General features: G+C 68.5%; 16 protein-coding genes. 6 read left to right on the top strand and 10 right to left on the bottom strand.

Annotation, left to right across the window (positions count from 1 at the left end):
- Positions 1–7: 7 nt before the first annotated feature.
- From cysT to galK, 8 genes are all read right to left on the bottom strand, one after another.
- Complete coding sequence (cysT, locus tag ASE12_RS07600; RefSeq protein ID WP_082582147.1) at positions 8–853, bottom strand: sulfate ABC transporter permease subunit CysT; 846 nt, start codon at positions 851–853, stop codon at positions 8–10.
- The gene (locus ASE12_RS07595; protein ID WP_056398935.1) at positions 850–1,896 is read right to left on the bottom strand and encodes a sulfate ABC transporter substrate-binding protein; all 1,047 of its coding nucleotides are present in this window, start codon (positions 1,894–1,896) and stop codon (positions 850–852) included. The genes cysT and ASE12_RS07595 overlap by 4 nt, the downstream gene beginning before the upstream one ends.
- Positions 1,897–2,168: 272 nt before the next feature.
- On the bottom strand, positions 2,169–3,014 hold the full coding sequence (gene purU / locus ASE12_RS07590) for a formyltetrahydrofolate deformylase (protein ID WP_056398934.1): 846 nt from the start codon (positions 3,012–3,014) through the stop codon (positions 2,169–2,171).
- Positions 3,015–3,053: 39 nt separating this feature from the next.
- Positions 3,054–4,574 (bottom strand): DHA2 family efflux MFS transporter permease subunit, encoded by a 1,521-nt coding sequence (locus ASE12_RS07585; RefSeq protein WP_369797174.1) that lies wholly within the window; start codon positions 4,572–4,574, stop codon positions 3,054–3,056.
- Positions 4,553–5,119 (bottom strand): PadR family transcriptional regulator, encoded by a 567-nt coding sequence (locus ASE12_RS07580; RefSeq protein WP_056398933.1) that lies wholly within the window; start codon positions 5,117–5,119, stop codon positions 4,553–4,555. Before ASE12_RS07580 ends, ASE12_RS07585 begins: the two co-directional genes overlap by 22 nt.
- 106 nt (positions 5,120–5,225) lie before the next feature.
- A complete protein-coding gene (locus tag ASE12_RS07575; protein WP_056398932.1) occupies positions 5,226–6,320 on the bottom strand; it encodes a GNAT family N-acetyltransferase in 1,095 nt (364 codons plus the stop codon).
- Between the two features lie 10 nt (positions 6,321–6,330).
- Complete coding sequence (locus ASE12_RS07570; protein WP_056398928.1) at positions 6,331–7,179, bottom strand: prephenate dehydratase; 849 nt, start codon at positions 7,177–7,179, stop codon at positions 6,331–6,333.
- 22 nt (positions 7,180–7,201) lie between these two features.
- Positions 7,202–8,299, bottom strand: a complete 1,098-nt coding sequence (gene galK, locus ASE12_RS07565; RefSeq protein ID WP_082582146.1) for a galactokinase — start codon at positions 8,297–8,299, stop codon at positions 7,202–7,204.
- A 35-nt stretch (positions 8,300–8,334) separates the two neighbouring features.
- Between galK and trpS the strand changes: the two genes are divergently transcribed.
- On the top strand, positions 8,335–9,357 hold the full coding sequence (trpS, locus tag ASE12_RS07560) for a tryptophan--tRNA ligase (protein WP_157412844.1): 1,023 nt from the start codon (positions 8,335–8,337) through the stop codon (positions 9,355–9,357).
- Positions 9,354–9,881 carry a 2'-5' RNA ligase family protein gene (locus ASE12_RS07555; RefSeq protein ID WP_056398922.1) on the top strand — a complete coding sequence of 176 codons (528 nt, stop codon included), beginning with the start codon at positions 9,354–9,356 and terminating at the stop codon, positions 9,879–9,881. Before trpS ends, ASE12_RS07555 begins: the two co-directional genes overlap by 4 nt.
- A 6-nt stretch (positions 9,882–9,887) precedes the next feature.
- Here ASE12_RS07555 and ASE12_RS07550 read toward each other — a convergent pair whose 3' ends face one another.
- Both ASE12_RS07550 and ASE12_RS07545 read right to left on the bottom strand, forming a co-directional pair.
- A complete protein-coding gene (locus ASE12_RS07550) occupies positions 9,888–10,550 on the bottom strand; it encodes a hypothetical protein (RefSeq protein WP_056398919.1) in 663 nt (220 codons plus the stop codon).
- 31 nt (positions 10,551–10,581) lie between these two features.
- Complete coding sequence (locus ASE12_RS07545) at positions 10,582–11,487, bottom strand: LysR family transcriptional regulator (protein WP_056404634.1); 906 nt, start codon at positions 11,485–11,487, stop codon at positions 10,582–10,584.
- An 81-nt stretch (positions 11,488–11,568) separates the two neighbouring features.
- Here ASE12_RS07545 and ASE12_RS07540 point away from each other — a divergent pair, with 81 nt between their 5' ends.
- The 4 genes from ASE12_RS07540 (at position 11,569) to ASE12_RS07525 (ending at position 15,892) form a co-directional block, all read left to right on the top strand.
- Positions 11,569–12,384: a hypothetical protein gene (locus tag ASE12_RS07540; protein ID WP_200954981.1), complete on the top strand. Its 816-nt coding sequence runs from the start codon at positions 11,569–11,571 to the stop codon at positions 12,382–12,384.
- Between the two features lie 27 nt (positions 12,385–12,411).
- A complete protein-coding gene (locus tag ASE12_RS07535) occupies positions 12,412–14,304 on the top strand; it encodes a fumarate reductase/succinate dehydrogenase flavoprotein subunit (RefSeq protein ID WP_056398914.1) in 1,893 nt (630 codons plus the stop codon).
- Positions 14,305–15,066, top strand: a complete 762-nt coding sequence (locus ASE12_RS07530) for a succinate dehydrogenase/fumarate reductase iron-sulfur subunit (RefSeq protein ID WP_056398911.1) — start codon at positions 14,305–14,307, stop codon at positions 15,064–15,066. It begins immediately after the preceding gene.
- Positions 15,067–15,235: 169 nt separating this feature from the next.
- Positions 15,236–15,892 carry a succinate dehydrogenase cytochrome b subunit gene (locus ASE12_RS07525; protein WP_056398910.1) on the top strand — a complete coding sequence of 219 codons (657 nt, stop codon included), beginning with the start codon at positions 15,236–15,238 and terminating at the stop codon, positions 15,890–15,892.

Here is a 15,892-nt window from a genome sequence, read left to right as displayed (position 1 = left end):
TGACCCCCTAGACACGACGCGACACCACGTTGGTGAGGACCTGCAGCAGGATGATCGCGATCAGCGCGACCCCGAGCAGGAGCACGGCGACCGAGGCGGCGGCGGCCTCGTTGCCGTTCTCGATGTAGGTCAGGATGCGGACCGAGGCGACCTCGGTCTTGTTGGGCAGGTTGCCCGAGAGCAGGACCAGCGAGCCGTACTCACTGATGCCGCGGGCGAACGACAGGGCAGCGCCGGCGGTGATCGCGGGCGCCAGGGCGGGCAGCAGGATGCGGCGCAGGGTCGTGAAGCGGCTGGCGCCGAGTGACGCCGCGGCCTCTTCTACCTCGGGATCGAGCTCCAGCAGGACGGGCTCGACGGTACGTACGACGAACGGGAGCGTCACGAACAGCAGGGCGAGGAACACCGACCGCTCGGTGTTGGCGACGTTGATCCCGATCGGGCTGTCCGGGCCGTACAGGCTCAGCAGCACGAGGCCCGCGACGATCGTCGGCAGCGCGAACGGGATGTCGATGATGACCTCGAGGATCCGCTTGCCCCAGAAGTGGTCCCGCACGAGGACCCAGGCGATCAGCGTGCCGAACACGACGTTGACGAGCGTGACGATCAGCGCCTGGGTCACGGTCAGCCGCAGCGCCGCCGCGGTCTGCGAGTTGGTGAGGGTGTCACGGAACGTCTGCCAGCCGCCGTCCGCCGACTGGATCACGACCAGCGCGAGCGGGATCAGGACGAGCAGGCTGAACCACGTCACCGCGAGCCCCAGGCCGATGCCCGAGGATCGCGTCAGTGACGTGGCGCTCCGGACGCGACGCTTGCGCGTCGCGCCCGGAGCAGGCTGGATCTCGGTCGTCACGACTTGCCGGACTCCGCGATGATCTTGGTGATGATGCCGTTCTTGTCGTCGAAGAACTTGTCGTTGACCGCCGACCAGCCACCGAACGTCTTGTCGATCGTGAACAGCTCGTCGATCTTCGGGAACGGGTTGGCCGGGTCGTTGGCGCCCTTGACGGTGCCGACGTCGACGCCCTGGACGGACGCAACCGGCCGGAAGCCGTACTGGGCGAAGATGCCCTGGCCCTCGGCGCTGATCGCGAAGTCGAGGAACTTCGTCGCGGCGGGTGCGGCCTTCGTCGTGACGGCGGCCGGGTTCTCGATCAGCAGGTTCTGCTTCGGGACGACGTAGTCGACGTCCTCGCCGCTCTGCCGGGCGAAGATTGCCTCGTTCTCGTACGACAGCAGCACGTCACCCGTGCCACCCTGGAACGCCGTCGTGGCGTCGCGGCCGCTGCCGGGCAGCGCCTTGACGTTGGCGAACAGCTTCTTGAGGTACGCCTTGGCGTCCTTCTCGGTGCCGCCGTTGGCGATGACCGACTGGTACGCCGCGAGGATGTTCCAGCGCGCCGAGCCCGACGAGCCCGGGTTGGGGGTCACGATGCCGACGCCGGGCTTCGCGAGGTCGGCGAACGACTCGATGTGCTTCGGGTTGCCCTTGCGCACGACGATCGCGACGACCGAGGTCGAGAGGATGCCCTTGTGGTCGTTCTGGTCCCACGACTTGTCGACGAGGCCCTCGTCGACGAGGCGCGTGACGTCGGGCGTCAACGAGAAGTGCACGACGTCGGCCTTGAGCCCGCCGACGACGGCACGGCTCTGGTCGCCGGACGGACCGTACGACTGCTTCCAGGTGACGCCCTTGCCGGGATCGGTCTTGGCGAACGCCTTCTCGAGGGCGCCGTCGGCGGCCTTGGGGACGGAGTAGGCGACGAGCGAGAGCGTCGACTTCTTGCCGGCCGACGTCGAGTTGTCGTCGGAGGAGGACGGCGCACAGGCGGTCAGCATCGCGATGCTCGCCGCGATCGCGGCTCCAGCCATCAGGTTCCTGCGGGTGATCGTCATGGTCCTGCCTCGGGGTCAGGGCACGCTACCGTGCGTGCTCCGGACCTCAAACTAGGTGCGTTCAGGAGTCGTCAGGACAAATCTCAGGATGCGAGACGTGTGCCTGCATGTCGAGATGGTGCAGGTCACATCGCGGGTCGTGGTCGCGCTGGGAATGCATCTCGCGAGGTTTCGTCATCAGGCGGCTTCGCCGCGATCGCGCCCCCTACTCGCAGAGCTCGTGGGGGGACCCCCAAACCTGCCTGAACGCGAACTCGCTGCGCTCGCCTGGTTCAGGCAAACACGACGGTGCGGGGGCCGTTCATCAGGACCCGCGACTCCGCGTGCAGCTGCACGGCCCGCGAGAGGGTCTGCGACTCGACGTCGCGACCCACGCGAGCCAGGTCGGTCGCGGTCATCCGGTGGTCGACGCGCAGCACGCCCTGGTCGATGATCGGCCCCTCGTCGAGCGCAGCGGTGACGTAGTGGGCGGTCGCCCCGATCAGCTTGACCCCGCGGTCGTGCGCCTGCTGATAGGGCCGCGCGCCCTTGAAGCTCGGCAGGAAGCTGTGGTGGATGTTGATGGCCCGGCCCTCGAGCTGCCGGCAGGTCTCGTCCGACAGGATCTGCATGTAGCGGGCCAGCACCACGAGATCGATGTCGAGCTCGTCGACCAGGGTCAGCATCCGGGCCTCGGCGTCAGCCTTGTCGACGACCGGCACGTGGTGGAACGGCACGTCGTACGCGGCGGCGAGCCGCTCGAGGTCGGGGTGGTTGGAGACGATCGCCGGGATCTCGATGTTGAGTGCGCCGGTGCTCTGCCGGTAGAGCAGGTCGTTGAGGCAGTGTCCCTCCCTGGACACCAGCACGAGAGTGCGCATCGGCGTCTCGGCGACGACCAACCGGTATGCCATGCGGTGCCCGGTGGCGAGTGCGGCGAACCGGTCGCTGAGGTCGTCGACCGGGACCGTGTCGAGCAGCGTGAAGTGCACCCGGAGGAAGAACTCGTCGTCGCTCGTGTCGGAGAACTGCTGGCTGTCGAGGATGTTGCCGCCGGCCTCCGCGATCCAACGCGTGACGGCATAGACGAGGCCCGGCCGGTCGGGGCACGACAGGGTCAGGATGTTCGTCGAAGGCACCCGCCCACTGTAGGTCTGGACGGGTGCCTTCGACTGATGTCACTCGGCCACGGGCACCGGCTCCGCCGCCGCGCTCGCACCGGCGTGACCGGCGTGCGACGGCTTGGCGAAGAAGATCATCAGGACGAAGCCGACCGCGAACGCGACGACGGGCAGGATGAGCGACTGCGCCATCGCGTCCGAGAACGGTCCCTGGATCTGCTCGGGCATGCGCTTGCCCGACGCCTGCAGGGTGTCGGACGAGCCGGCGAACCCGTTGGCGGTGAGCCGCGCCTGGATCAGCGCCGCGACGGCCGCGCTGCCGAGGACCGCGCCGATCTGGCGCGTCGTGTTGTAGACGCCGGCACCGGATCCGGCCGAGCTCATCGGCAGGTTGCGGGTCGCGGTGGCCCCGAGCGGCGCCCACATGCAGGCGTTGGAGACGCCGAACAGCGCCATGGGCAGCAGCATCTGCCAGACCGGGGTGCCCGGGTCGATGATCAGCGCCAGCCAGCCCATCGAGATCACGGCCGTTCCGAAGCCCACCATCGTGATGTTGCGCGGGTGGACCTTGTCGACGAGCTTGCCCACGAACGGCGACAGGACCATCAGCACGACAGCCATGGGCGCCATCAGGAGGGCCGACTCGGTCGGGCTCCAGCCGCGCGCACCCTGGGCGTAGAACTGGAACGGCAGCGCCATGGCGGTGATTGCCAGCGAGACCATCGCGATGCCGCCGTTGCCCAGCGAGAAGTTGCGGTCGCGGAACAGCCCGAGCGGCACGAGCGGCTCCTTGCGGATGCGGCCCTGCCACCAGATGAAGGCGGCGAACACCAGGACGCCGAGGACGATGAGCAGCGGGACGCTGATGATGCCGGAGATCGTGCCCCAGTCGTACTTCTCACCCTCCTGGATGCCGAACACGACGAGGAAGACGCCGATGCCGCTCAGCGCGACGCCGAGCCAGTCGAAGCTGTGCGTGTGGGTCGGCAGGACCGGGACGAGTCGCCACGCCAGGACGAAACCGACGATGCCGACCGGCACGTTGATGAAGAAGATCCACTCCCAGCCGAGGCTGTCGACCAGGACGCCGCCGAGGATCGGGCCGACGAGGGTCGCGACTCCGGCCGTGGCGCCCCACAGCGCCATCGCGCTGCCGCGCTTGGCCGCGGGGAACGTGCGGGTGATGACGGCCATGGTCTGAGGCGTGATGAGCGACGCGCCGATGCCCTGGACGACTCGAGCGAGGATCAGCATCTCGATGCTGCCGGTGAGGCCGCACCACAACGAGGCGAGCGTGAAGATGACCAGTCCGAGGAGGTAGACGTTCTTGGGCCCGAAGCGGTCACCCAGTCGCCCGGTCACGAGGAGCGGGACGGCGTAGGCCAGGAGATAGGCGCTGGTGACCCAGATGACGCTGTTGACGTCGGCATCGAGGTCGGTCGAGATCGCCGGCGTCGCGACCGAGACGATCGTGTTGTCGACGAGGATCATGAAGAAGCCGATGACCATCGCCCAGAGGGCCGGCCATGGCCGGTAGTCGTCGGGCAGGTCGGTCTTCAGTGCTGGGGAGGTTGCCACGTGAGCTCCTTGCTCTCGATGCGGGTGATGAGGGTGCGGATCCAGTCGCGCTGGAAGATCGTGATGCTGAGCAGGTAGTCGCCGCCGATCCAGTAGGCCTCGGCGAGGTCGCGTTCGCGCACCCCGTCGAGCACGGTGGAGATCTCGAGGATCTCCTCGTCGAGCGTGTCGGCGTACGCCGTGAGGTCGGCGGCCGCCTGCTCGGGCGGCAGGTTGTGCGCCTCGTCGAGTGCGACGGGGAAGTGCGGGTACTCGCGGACCGGGCGGCTGAGCAGCTCCCTGATGCGTGCGGTGAGTGCCTCACGCCCGGCGTCGGTCATGGCGTAGGTCGTGCGCTCGGGCCGGTTGCCCTCGCGCGTGGTGCCGGTGACCTCGAGGAGCTTGGCTGCATGGAGCCGCTCGACCGTGTGGTAGAGCGAGCCGGGGCGGACCTTGATCATGCGGTCCTCTCGGCGGTCGAGCAGCAGCTGGTACATCTCGTAGGGATGCATCGGCCGCTCGTTGACGAGGGCGAGGGCGGCGATCGCCAACGGTGTCAGGGTCATCGATGCTCCTCCCGGTTCATTCCGCGCCAACTATTCCACGTGGAATATATAGCACGACGTATGCGTACCGCAACCAAGTCTGGCGACCGGGTGCGACAGAACCGGGTCAGCGCAGCAGCTCGTAGCCGTGCAGGTCGTCGAAGGACCCGTCGCCCAGGCGCTCGGCCGCCCGCTGGGTGCCGTAGTGCCGGTAGCCGGCGGCGACCGCCACCGCATTGCTCGCGGGGTTGTCGGCAGCGGCATAGAGGACGAGGCGGCGCCGGTCGAGACCGTCGGGGTCGAGCGCGTGGCGCACGACCATCCGCACGGCCTCGGTCATGAGGCCCTGACCCCGTGCCGCGGGGTGCATCCAGTAGCCGATCTCGCCCGACGTGGGGTTGATGCCGAGCATGTCCATGACCGCGATGTTGCCGAGCATCTCGTCGGTGTCGCGATCGGCGATCGCCCATGTCGCCTTGGCTCCGGTCGCGGCCTGCCACACGCAGTCGGCGAGATAGCTGCGGGCGATGGCCGGTGTGTAGGGGTGGGGGAGGCCGGCCAGGAAGTGTCGCGTGACCGGGTCGCTGCAGGCTTCGACGACGCGCGGCACGTCGGCCTCCGTGAACGGCCGGAGGCGAAGGCGGTCAGACTCCAGCACCGCCGACTCGGCCCAGGCCGTACGAGGTAGGGGACTGTCCCCGAAGCGGAACGAGCCGGTCCAGGCGTCGAGGACGTGACCGCGTTCGTGCAGCATGCCCGGCACGAGCCCGTGGAGGCTGAACCCGGTCTGGTGGGCCACTCGCAGCGACGCCTCGTTGCCGACGTGGGAGCGCCAGTGCACGATCTCGACGCCGCCCTCGCTGAGCGCCCAGTCGACCGCGAGGCGTACGGCGCGGGTCATGGCGCCACGACCCCGGGCCCACGGATGCAGCGCGAACCCGATGTCGGCGATGGGTGTCTGCCGGATGTCGACGTTGCCGGCGAAGCGGCCGTCGACCTCGATCGCCCACCCCCGGTGCTGGCCGTCGTTCCACCCGCGCGGGATCACGGTGAACGCGTACTGCTCGCTCATCTCGCGGGTGTTGGGGACCGGGATCGCCGTCCACCGCTGCATCACGGGGTCGTTGGCCATCTCGACCAGCGCATCGGTGTCGGCCGGTACGTGTGCCCGCAGGGTCACGACCCCGTCGCTCAGAACCGGGACGTTGAGCGGCCACTTCATGCGGCGCGCGTCATGGGTTGAGCGAGCGGAACGGGTCGGCCGGGTACACCCCGAGAATCTTGACGTCGGTCGTGAAGAACTCGAGCTCCTCGAGCGCGCGTCGAAGGGGGGTGTCCTCGGGATGGCCGTCGACCTCGGCGAGGAACTGGGTCGCGGTGAACTCCCCGCCGACCATGTAGCTCTCGAGCTTGGTCATGTTGACGCCGTTGGTCGCGAAGCCGCCGAGCGCCTTGTAGAGCGCGGCGGGGAGGTTGCGGACGTTGAAGATGAAGCTCGTGACGGTCGGGCCGTTGCCGGCCGGCGCCCGCCTGGCCTCCCGCGACAGCACGACGAACCGGGTCGTGTTGTGGTCCTCGTCCTCGACGTCGGAGGCCAGCACCTCGAGGCCGTAGATCTCAGCGGCCAGCGGCGGCGAGATCGCGGCCTGGCTCGGATCGGCGGCGTCGGCGATCTCGCGAGCGGCGCCGGCGGTGTCGCCGGAGATGATCGGCGTGAGGCCGTACTTCTTGATGATCTTGCGGCACTGGCCCAGGGCGTGCACGTGGCTGTGGACGGTCTTGATCGTGTCGAGGCTCGACCCGGGCACGCCGAGCAGGCTGAACTGGATGCGCAGGAAGTGCTCGGCGACGATGTGCAGCCCCGACGTCGGCAGGAAGTGGTGGATGTCGGACACCCGGCCGGCGATCGAGTTGTCGATCGGGATCATCGCGAGGTCCGCGTCGCCGTTGGTGACGGCCGCGAACGCGTCCTCGAACGACGCGCACGCCACGGCCTCCCACTCGGGGTAGTGCTCCCGGGCGACGATGTGGGAGTTCGCGCCGGGTTCCCCCTGGTACGCGATCCGCTGCTTGGTGCTCACGCGCCCAGTCTCCCAGACCTGGTCACTCGACGAGGTGAGCGCCGTCGGCGGGACGTACGACGAAGACCTCGGGCTCGCGCCACTGCTGCGCGGCGAACCGGGCCTCGACCCGTTCGCGTACGGCTGCCACGCGGTCGACCGGCACCAGAGCGATCGCGCTGCCGCCGAAGCCGCCGCCGGTCATCCGCGCGCCGAGTGCGTCGGCCTCGAGCGCGGCCTCGACGGCGACGTCGAGCTCGGGGCAGCTGACCTGGAAGTCGTCACGCAGGGACGCGTGGGAGGCGGTGAAGATCGTGCCGAGCTGCGTCCACGCGCGGCGGCTGATCGCGTTGACGGCACCGCGTACGCGCGCGGTCTCGGTCAGCACGTGCCGGGTCCGCGCCTTGAGCGTCTCGTCGGTCAGGGCGATCGTGGCGTCGAGGGTCGCCTCGGCGAGCCAGGTGACGCCGAGCTCGGCGGCGGCCTGCTCGCACTCGGTGCGCCGGGCGGCGTACTCACCGTCGGCGAGCGAGTGGTGGGCCCGCGTGTTGATCGCGAGCAGCGCGAGGCCGTCGTCCTCCCACGTGACCGGGACGGTCTCGGTGGTCGGCGGCGACTGGGCGGTGTCCATCAGCACCGCGTGCCCGGCCTCGCCGTAGAGCACCGCGAGCTGGTCCATGAGCCCGACGGGTGCGCCGACGAAGTCGTGCTCGGCGCGCTGCGCCAGGAGCGCCAGGTCGGTGCGGCCGAGGCCGTAGCCGTGCAGCTCGTTGAGCGCCGACGCGATGCCGCAGGTCAGCGCCGCCGACGACGACATGCCGGCGCCCGACGGGATGCGGGACTCGACGACGATGTCGGCGCCCTCGAAGCGATGCCCCGACGACATGAAGCTCCAGACGATTCCGGCGGCGTACACGGCCCAGCCGTCGAGGTCGCCGGGCTGCACGCCGGTGCCGAACGTGACCTTGGACGAGCCCGGCAGGTCGGACCACAGGTTGACCGTCTCGTCGTCGCGAGGCCGCACCTTGATCGTCAGTGAGCGGTCGATCGCCATCGGCAGGACGGGTCCGCCGTTGTAGTCGAGGTGCTCGCCAATCAGGTTCACTCGTCCGGGCACATCCCACCGGCGCACGTCTGTCACGCCCCGACCCTACGACGTACGTGGTGGCTGGCAGAATGCCGTCCATGTCCGCTGACCGTCGCCCCCGAGTCCTGTCCGGCGCCCAGCCGACCGCCGACTCGTACCATCTCGGCAACTACTTCGGCGCGTTCAAGCAGTGGGTCGCCCTCCAGGACGAGTTCGAGGCGTTCTACTTCATCCCCGACCTGCACGCGATCACGATCGAGTACGACCCGGCCGCGCTGCGCGAACGCACCTACATCGCCGCCGCGCAGCTGCTCGCCGCCGGCGTCGACCCGCAGCGCAGCGCGCTGTTCGCGCAGAGCCACGTGCCCGAGCACGCGCAGCTCGCCTGGGTGCTCAGCGGCATCACGGGCTTCGGCGAGGCGAGCCGCATGACGCAGTTCAAGGACAAGACCGTCAAGGGCGGCTCCGACTCCGCGAGCGTCGGCCTGTTCACCTATCCGATCCTCATGGCGGCCGACATCCTCGTCTACCAGGCCGACAGCGTCCCGGTCGGCGAGGACCAGCGGCAGCACGTCGAGCTGACCCGCGACCTCGCGCAGCGGTTCAACCACCGCTTCGGCGAGACGTTCACGGTGCCCAAGCCGCACATCGTCAAGGGCGTCTCGAAGATCTACGACCTGCAGGAACCGACCAACAAGATGAGCAAGTCGCAGTCGTCGCCCAACGGAGTGATCGACCTGCTCGACGACCCCAAGAAGGCCGCCAAGAAGATCCGCTCGGCGATCACCGACTCCGGCAGTGACATCCGCTTCGACGTCGCTGAGAAGCCCGGCATCTCCAACCTGCTGACGATCTACTCGGCGCTGACGGGCCAGTCGATCGACGAGATCGTCGCGCAGTACGAGGGCCAGCAGTACGGCGCCTTCAAGGTCGCGCTGGCGCAGATCGTGTCCGACTTCGTCGAGCCCTTCGGTGCGCGGACCCGGGAGCTCCTGAGCGATCGCGGCGAGCTCGACCGCATCCTCGCCAAGGGTGCCGAGCGTGCGCGCGAGGTCGCGTCGGTCACGCTCGACCTCGTCTACGACCGTTCCGGATTCGTGCGTCCGGTATGACCACGGACCGCCTCACGATCGGGATCGCGATCCCGGTGCCGGAGCCGTACGGCAGCCAGCTGCGCTCGATGCGAGCCGCCTTCGGTGACCCGATGGCCGAGACCGTGCCGAGCCACGTGACCCTGATCCCACCGGTCGACTACGCCCCGGACGAGCTCGATGACGTCTACGCAGCGCTTCGGCGTGCGTCGGCGACGATGCCGCCGTTCCCCATGCGGCTGCGGGGCACCGGCACGTTCCGTCCGGTGTCACCGGTCGTGTTCGTCGCGGTGAGCCAGGGCATCTCCTACACCGAGATGCTGGCCAAGTGCGTCCGTCGGGCACTCGACGCCCCCGAGCCGGAGTTCCCGTTCCACCCGCACGTCACGATCGCGCACAATCTCGACGACGCGAGCCTCGACCGGGCGTACGACGAGCTCAGCTCGTTCGAGTGCCAGTTCTCGGTCGACGAGTTCGCCCTCTACCATCACGACGACGTCGCGGGCTGGGTCCCGCAGCACACCTTCGCGCTCGGCCCCTCGTAGTCGCTGTCAGCTCGCGTCGTCCAGTGCGTCGAGCCGATCGAGCATCGTCTGCACCTTCTGCTCGAGCTTGTCCCGCGGCGGCCGGTCGTTGAACGCCAAGGTCGTGATCGCGACGACGTTCCGGCCGGTCCTGACGGTCACCAGGTCGAGGTTCATCGTGACGCCCTGGACGGTCCCGGTCGCCTGGAACGCGGCGGCCTCGTCGCCGAGGTCGGTGACCTCGGCCGGCGTGACCTCGACCTCGACGCTCGGGGTGCCGGATCCTCCGAGGGTGAACGCGTGGCAGGCGGAGATGTCCTTGAGGTGGGCACGCCACTCCTTGGTCGCCTTGGCGCTGCTGCCGTACGACTCGACGGTGTCGTCCATCGACGCCTGGTCGGCCCGGGAGAATGACGACTCGACGCTGGTCGGCGCCTTGTCGCCCGGGCCGTTCGCCAGTGCAGAGCACGACGGGTCGCCCTTGGTGATCGTGATGGCGGCGTCCGAGTCGTCGACGGGCACGGCCTTCCAGTCCGACTCGAAGTCGCCGATCGTGAGCAGCGCCTTCTGCGCCTGCACCTTCGACAGGGGAGCTGATGCGGCCGGCCCGTCAGATCCGCTGTCGCTGCCACCGCCACATGCGGACAGGGCGACGAGGGTGCCGATGCAGACGAGGCGGCGCATGCGCATCCCGGGAGCCTAGACCCGCCGGGCGCCCGTGTCAGACGATTCCGAGGTCCTCGGAGACGACGGTCTTGAGGTGCTTGAGCAGCTCGGACTTGAACGCGCGGGCGGCGAGCGGCAGCGCCTCGGTGCTGCGGTGCGCGAGGGCGATGACGCGCTCGAGCGAGGGACTGTCGAGCTGCGTGGCCTTGAGGTGCGGACGGGTCGTCAGCACCATGCTCGGCACCACGGCGTGACCGAGACCGGCCTGCACGAACCTGAGCACGGCGCTCATCTCGCCGCCCTCGACCGAGAGCTTCGGCTCGAAGCCCGCATCGGCGCAGGCGCCGAGCGTCACCTCGCGCAAGTCGTAGCCCTCGCGGAACATCACGAGGGGCAGGTCCTCGAGGTCGCGGATCTCGAGGCGGTCGGGGAGGTCCGCGTCGGCCGGGCTCGCCAGCACCAGGCGTTCGCGCAGGATCGGTGTCGTCTGGATGTCGGGATCGGCGTTGTGCAGCGGGACGATCAGCAGCGCGACATCGAGCCGGCCGTCGGCGAGCTCGCGGGTCAGCACGCGCGACCCGGCCTCCTGCACCTCGAGCTCGATGTCGGGGTAGGAGGCGTGGAACTCCTTGAGCGCCTCGGGCAGCAGCCCCTCGCACAGCGACGGCGTGGCCCCCATGCGTACGCGCCCGCGGCGCAGCGTCGCGACCTCGCGCACGGTGCGCTCGGCGCTCTCGCTGTCGATCAGGATGCGCTGGGCGTGCGGCAGCAGGGCCTCGCCGGCGCTGGTGAGCTCGATCGCGCCGCGGTTGCGGACGAACAGCGGCGTGCCCAGCGAGTTCTCGAGCACGCGGATCTGCTTGGAGAGGCTGGGCTGGGAGACCCCGGTCAGCTCGGCGGCGCGGGTGAAATGGCGCGTGCGGGCCACGGCGACGAAGTACGCGAGCTGCTGGATCTGCACGTCCGCCACGATAGTCGACGGCTATGAAAGGCGACCTCACAATGACTTGGCGGATGGGTACGCCGCCCTTACTGTGTGACGGTGGCCACACTGCGAACCACTTCGTCTCCGGAAGCCGGCGCGGGCCGGGCTGCGATCGCCGCCCGCACCCTGCGCACCGATCGCTGGTGGATCCCACCGCTGACGACCGCGGTCGGGCTGATCGCCTGGATCACGTACGCGACCGTGCGGGTGTTCCAGCAGAAGGACTACTTCGTCGGCGACTACAACTACCTGACGCCGTTCTACTCGCCGTGCATCTCCAACGGCTGCGTCCCGGAGTCCTCGCACTTCGGCACGTTCCTGCCTGATGTCTGGTGGCTGCCGTACGCCGCACTGACGCTGCCGTTCCTGCTGCTGTTCCGGATGACCTGCTACTACTACCGCAAGGCCTACTACCGGGCGTTCTGGTTCTCGCCGCCGGCCTGCGCGGTCGCCGAGCCCCACGCGAAGTACACCGGCGAGACCCGGTTCCCGCTGATCGGGCAGAACCTGCACCGCTACTTCTTCTACGCCGCGGTGCTGATCTCGCTGATCAACACCTACGACGCGATCAAGGCGTTCGAGACCGGTGACGGCGAGCTCGGCATCGGCCTGGGCAACCTCGTGCTGCTGGGCAACGTCGTCGCGCTGTGGGCCTACACCGCCTCGTGCCACTCGTGCCGCAGCATCATCGGCGGCCGGCTCAACCACTTCTCCCAGCACCCCGTGCGCTACAAGCTCTGGGGCTGGGTCACGCGGCTCAACGGCAAGCACATGCAGCTCGCGTGGCTGACGCTCGGCACCCTGGCCGTGACCGACTTCTACATCATGGCCGTCTCGGCGGGCTGGTTCTCCGACCCCCGCATCATCAACTGACACCCAACAGACCGAGAAGGGTCGTGCATGACCGAGATCGAACGACTGTCGTACGACGTCATCGTCATCGGAGCCGGTGGCGCCGGCCTGAGGGCGGCGATCGAGGCGCGCGAGCAGGGCAAGAAGACCGCGATCATCAGCAAGTCGCTGTTCGGCAAGGCCCACACCGTGATGGCCGAGGGCGGCTGTGCCGCGTCGATGGGCAACGTCAACGACAAGGACAACTGGATGGTGCACTTCGGTGACACCATGCGGGGCGGCAAGTTCCTCAACAACTGGCGCATGGCCGAGCTGCACGCCAAGGAGGCACCCGACCGCGTCTGGGAGCTCGAGACCTACGGCGCGGTGTTCGACCGTACGCCCGACGGCAAGATCAGCCAGCGCAACTTCGGCGGCCACACCTATCCGCGACTCGCGCACGTCGGCGACCGCACGGGCCTCGAGCTGATCCGCACGCTCCAGCAGAAGATCGTGTCGCTGCAGCAGGAGGACTTCGCCGCGACGGGTGACTACGAGGCCAGGATCAAGGTCTTCGCCGAGTGCACCGTCACCGACCTCACGAAGGACGGCGACCGGATCTCCGGCGCGCTGGCCTACTGGCGCGAGTCCGGCCGCCACCTCGTCTTCGAGGCGCCGGCGATCATCCTCGCGACCGGCGGCATCGGCAAGTCGTTCAAGGTCACCAGCAACTCCTGGGAGTACACCGGCGACGGTCACGCGCTCGCCCTGCGGGCCGGCGCGTCGCTCATCAACATGGAGTTCATCCAGTTCCACCCCACGGGCATGGTCTGGCCGCCGTCGGTCAAGGGCATCCTCGTCACCGAGTCCGTACGCGGTGACGGTGGCGTGCTGACCAACTCCGAGGGCAAGCGGTTCATGTTCGACTACATCCCGGACGTGTTCAAGGCGCAGTACGCGACGACCGAGGAGGAGGCGGATCGCTGGTACACCGATGCCGACAACAACCGTCGTCCTCCCGAGCTGCTGCCCCGTGACGAGGTCGCCCGCGCGATCAACTCCGAGGTCAAGGCCGGCCGCGGCACCCCGCACGGCGGTGTCTACCTCGACGTGTCGAGCCGGCTCAAGGCCGAGGTCATCGTCAAGAAGCTGCCGTCGATGCACCACCAGTTCAAGGAGCTCGCGGACGTCGACATCACCAAGGAGCCGATGGAGGTCGGTCCCACGTGCCACTACGTCATGGGTGGCGTCGAGGTCGATCCCGACACCGGCGCGGCCTCGGTCGCCGGACTGTTCGCGGCGGGCGAGTGCTCGGGTGGCATGCACGGCTCAAACCGGCTCGGCGGCAACTCGCTGTCGGACCTGCTGGTGTTCGGCCGCAGGGCCGGGGCCGGCGCAGCGCAGTACGTCGACTCGCTCGGCGCGCAGCGGCCGGCGATCAGCGACGACGACGTCCAGGTCGCGGCCCGCCGGTCCGTCGCCGCATTCGGTGACGGCGGGCAGGACGGGTCGGAGAATCCCTACACGCTGCACCAGGAGCTCCAGCAGACCATGAACGACCTGGTCGGCATCATCCGCAAGGAGGAGGAGATCCAGGAGGCGCTCGACAAGCTCGAGGGCCTCAAGGCGCGCGGCGAGCACGTCGTGGTCGAGGGTCACCGCCAGTTCAACCCCGGCTGGCACCTCGCGCTCGACCTGCGCAACATGCTGCTGGTCAGCGAGTGCGTCGCCAAGGCGGCGATCCTGCGCACCGAGAGCCGCGGGGGTCACACGCGCGACGACTACCCGACGATGGACCCCGAGTGGCGCCACGTCCTGCTGGTCTGCACGCTCAACGACGACGGCACGATCGACGTCGAGCGCAAGGAGCAGATCCCGGTGCGCGAGGACCTGCTCGACCTGTTCGAGAGCGATGAGCTCGGCAAGTACTTCACCACGGCAGAGCTGGGCGGAAGGATCTAGATGGGCAACCAGGAGCGCTTCCGCGTGTGGCGCGGCGACGACGAGGGCGGCGACTTCGCCGACTACGACGTCGAGGTCAATGAAGGTGAGGTCGTCCTCGACATCATCCATCGCATCCAGGCGACGCAGGCCCCGGATCTCGCGGTCCGCTGGAACTGCAAGGCCGGCAAGTGCGGCTCGTGCAGTGCCGAGATCAACGGCCGTCCGCGTCTGCTGTGCATGACGCGCATGTCGACGCTGCCTCCGGGTGAGCCGATCGTGGTCACTCCGATGCGTACGTTCCCGGTCATCCGCGACCTCGTCACCGACGTGTCGTTCAACTACGAGAAGGCCCGCGAGGTGCGGGCGTTCGTGCCGCCCGAGGGCGTCGCACCCGGCGACTACCGCATGCAGCAGGTCGACGTCGAGCGGTCGCAGGAGTTCCGCAAGTGCATCGAGTGCTTCCTGTGCCAGGACACGTGCCACGTGCTGCGCGACCACGAGGAGAACAAGCCCGCGTTCGCCGGGCCACGCTTCCTCATGCGGGTCGCCGAGCTCGACATGCACCCGCTCGACGCGGCGGCCGAGCAGGGCCTCAACCGCAAGGAGGCCGCGCAGGACGAGCACGGCCTGGGCTACTGCAACATCACCAAGTGCTGCACCGAGGTCTGCCCCGAGCACATCAAGATCACCGACAACGCGCTGATCCCGCTCAAGGAGCGCGTCGTCGACCTCAAGTTCGACCCGTTGATCCGGCGCAAGAAGCGCGCAGCGAAGGGCTGACCCCGTAGGGCATGGCGAATCGCGGGTCCATAGCCGATGGCTATGAACCCTTCCCTCACTATGCCTTTGCGGAAGTGCGCAACCGGTCCTAGGCTGGCGAGTTGTGGCGACTACCCAACTGAGCAAGCGACCGTCGGCCCGTAGGTCCACCGTCGCGCAGAAATACGCGATGGCGGTGTCCGGCCTCATCATGGTGGCCTACCTGCTGGCGCACATGTACGGCAACCTCAAGGCGTTCGCGGGGCCGGACTCGTTCAACGAGTACGCGCACCACCTGCGCACGATGCTGACGCCGATCCTGCCGCGCGAAGGCCTGCTGTGGATCATCCGCGTCGTGCTGCTGGCCGCGGTCATCATCCACGCCTACACGGCGATCAACCTGTGGCGGCGCAACAAGAAGGCGGCCGGCTACGTCGGCGCCAAGCGCTACCAGACCAAGCAGAACAAGACCGGCATCCAGCGGAGCTATGCCTCGTTCACGATGCGCTGGGGCGGCGTGACGATCGCGCTCTTCATCGTCTTCCACATCCTCAACCTGACGACCAACGACATCCATCCCGGCGGTGCCGCGGACACGCCCTACGGCAAGCTGCACAACAGCTTCCAGCACTTCTGGGTCCTGCTGGCCTACACCGTCGCGATGATCGCCGTCGGCTTCCACCTGTGGCACGGCTTCTGGAGCGCGCTGACGACGCTCGGCCAGAACTACAGCGCCAAGCGGCGCGACTCGTTCTGGAACTCGGCGGCGATCGTCATCGCCGCGCTCATCACGATCGGCTTCCTCGCGCCGCCGTTCGCCATCTACTTCTTCGGCTTGGGAGGCTGA

This window comes from Aeromicrobium sp. Root236 (assembly GCF_001428805.1).
Classification (GTDB): Bacteria; Actinomycetota; Actinomycetes; order Propionibacteriales; family Nocardioidaceae; genus Aeromicrobium.
This window is presented reverse-complemented; position numbering and strand designations above follow the sequence as displayed.

Bases quoted from the DNA above. Each gene is read 5' to 3' on its own strand.
- ASE12_RS07595 (WP_056398935.1), bottom strand. From the start codon at position 1,896: ATGACGATCACCCGCAGGAACCTGATGGCTGGAGCCGCGATCGCGGCG.
- ASE12_RS07580 (WP_056398933.1), bottom strand. From the start codon at position 5,119: ATGACCCTGACACCGTTGGCGATCGCCGCCCTCGCCCTCGTCAACGAG.
- ASE12_RS07575 (WP_056398932.1), bottom strand. From the start codon at position 6,320: ATGAAGTGGCCGCTCAACGTCCCGGTTCTGAGCGACGGGGTCGTGACC.
- trpS (WP_157412844.1), top strand. From the start codon at position 8,335: ATGCCGTCCATGTCCGCTGACCGTCGCCCCCGAGTCCTGTCCGGCGCC.
- ASE12_RS07555 (WP_056398922.1), top strand. From the start codon at position 9,354: ATGACCACGGACCGCCTCACGATCGGGATCGCGATCCCGGTGCCGGAG.
- ASE12_RS07550 (WP_056398919.1), bottom strand. From the start codon at position 10,550: ATGCGCATGCGCCGCCTCGTCTGCATCGGCACCCTCGTCGCCCTGTCC.
- ASE12_RS07535 (WP_056398914.1), top strand. From the start codon at position 12,412: ATGACCGAGATCGAACGACTGTCGTACGACGTCATCGTCATCGGAGCC.
- ASE12_RS07530 (WP_056398911.1), top strand. From the start codon at position 14,305: ATGGGCAACCAGGAGCGCTTCCGCGTGTGGCGCGGCGACGACGAGGGC.
- ASE12_RS07525 (WP_056398910.1), top strand. From the start codon at position 15,236: ATGGCGGTGTCCGGCCTCATCATGGTGGCCTACCTGCTGGCGCACATG.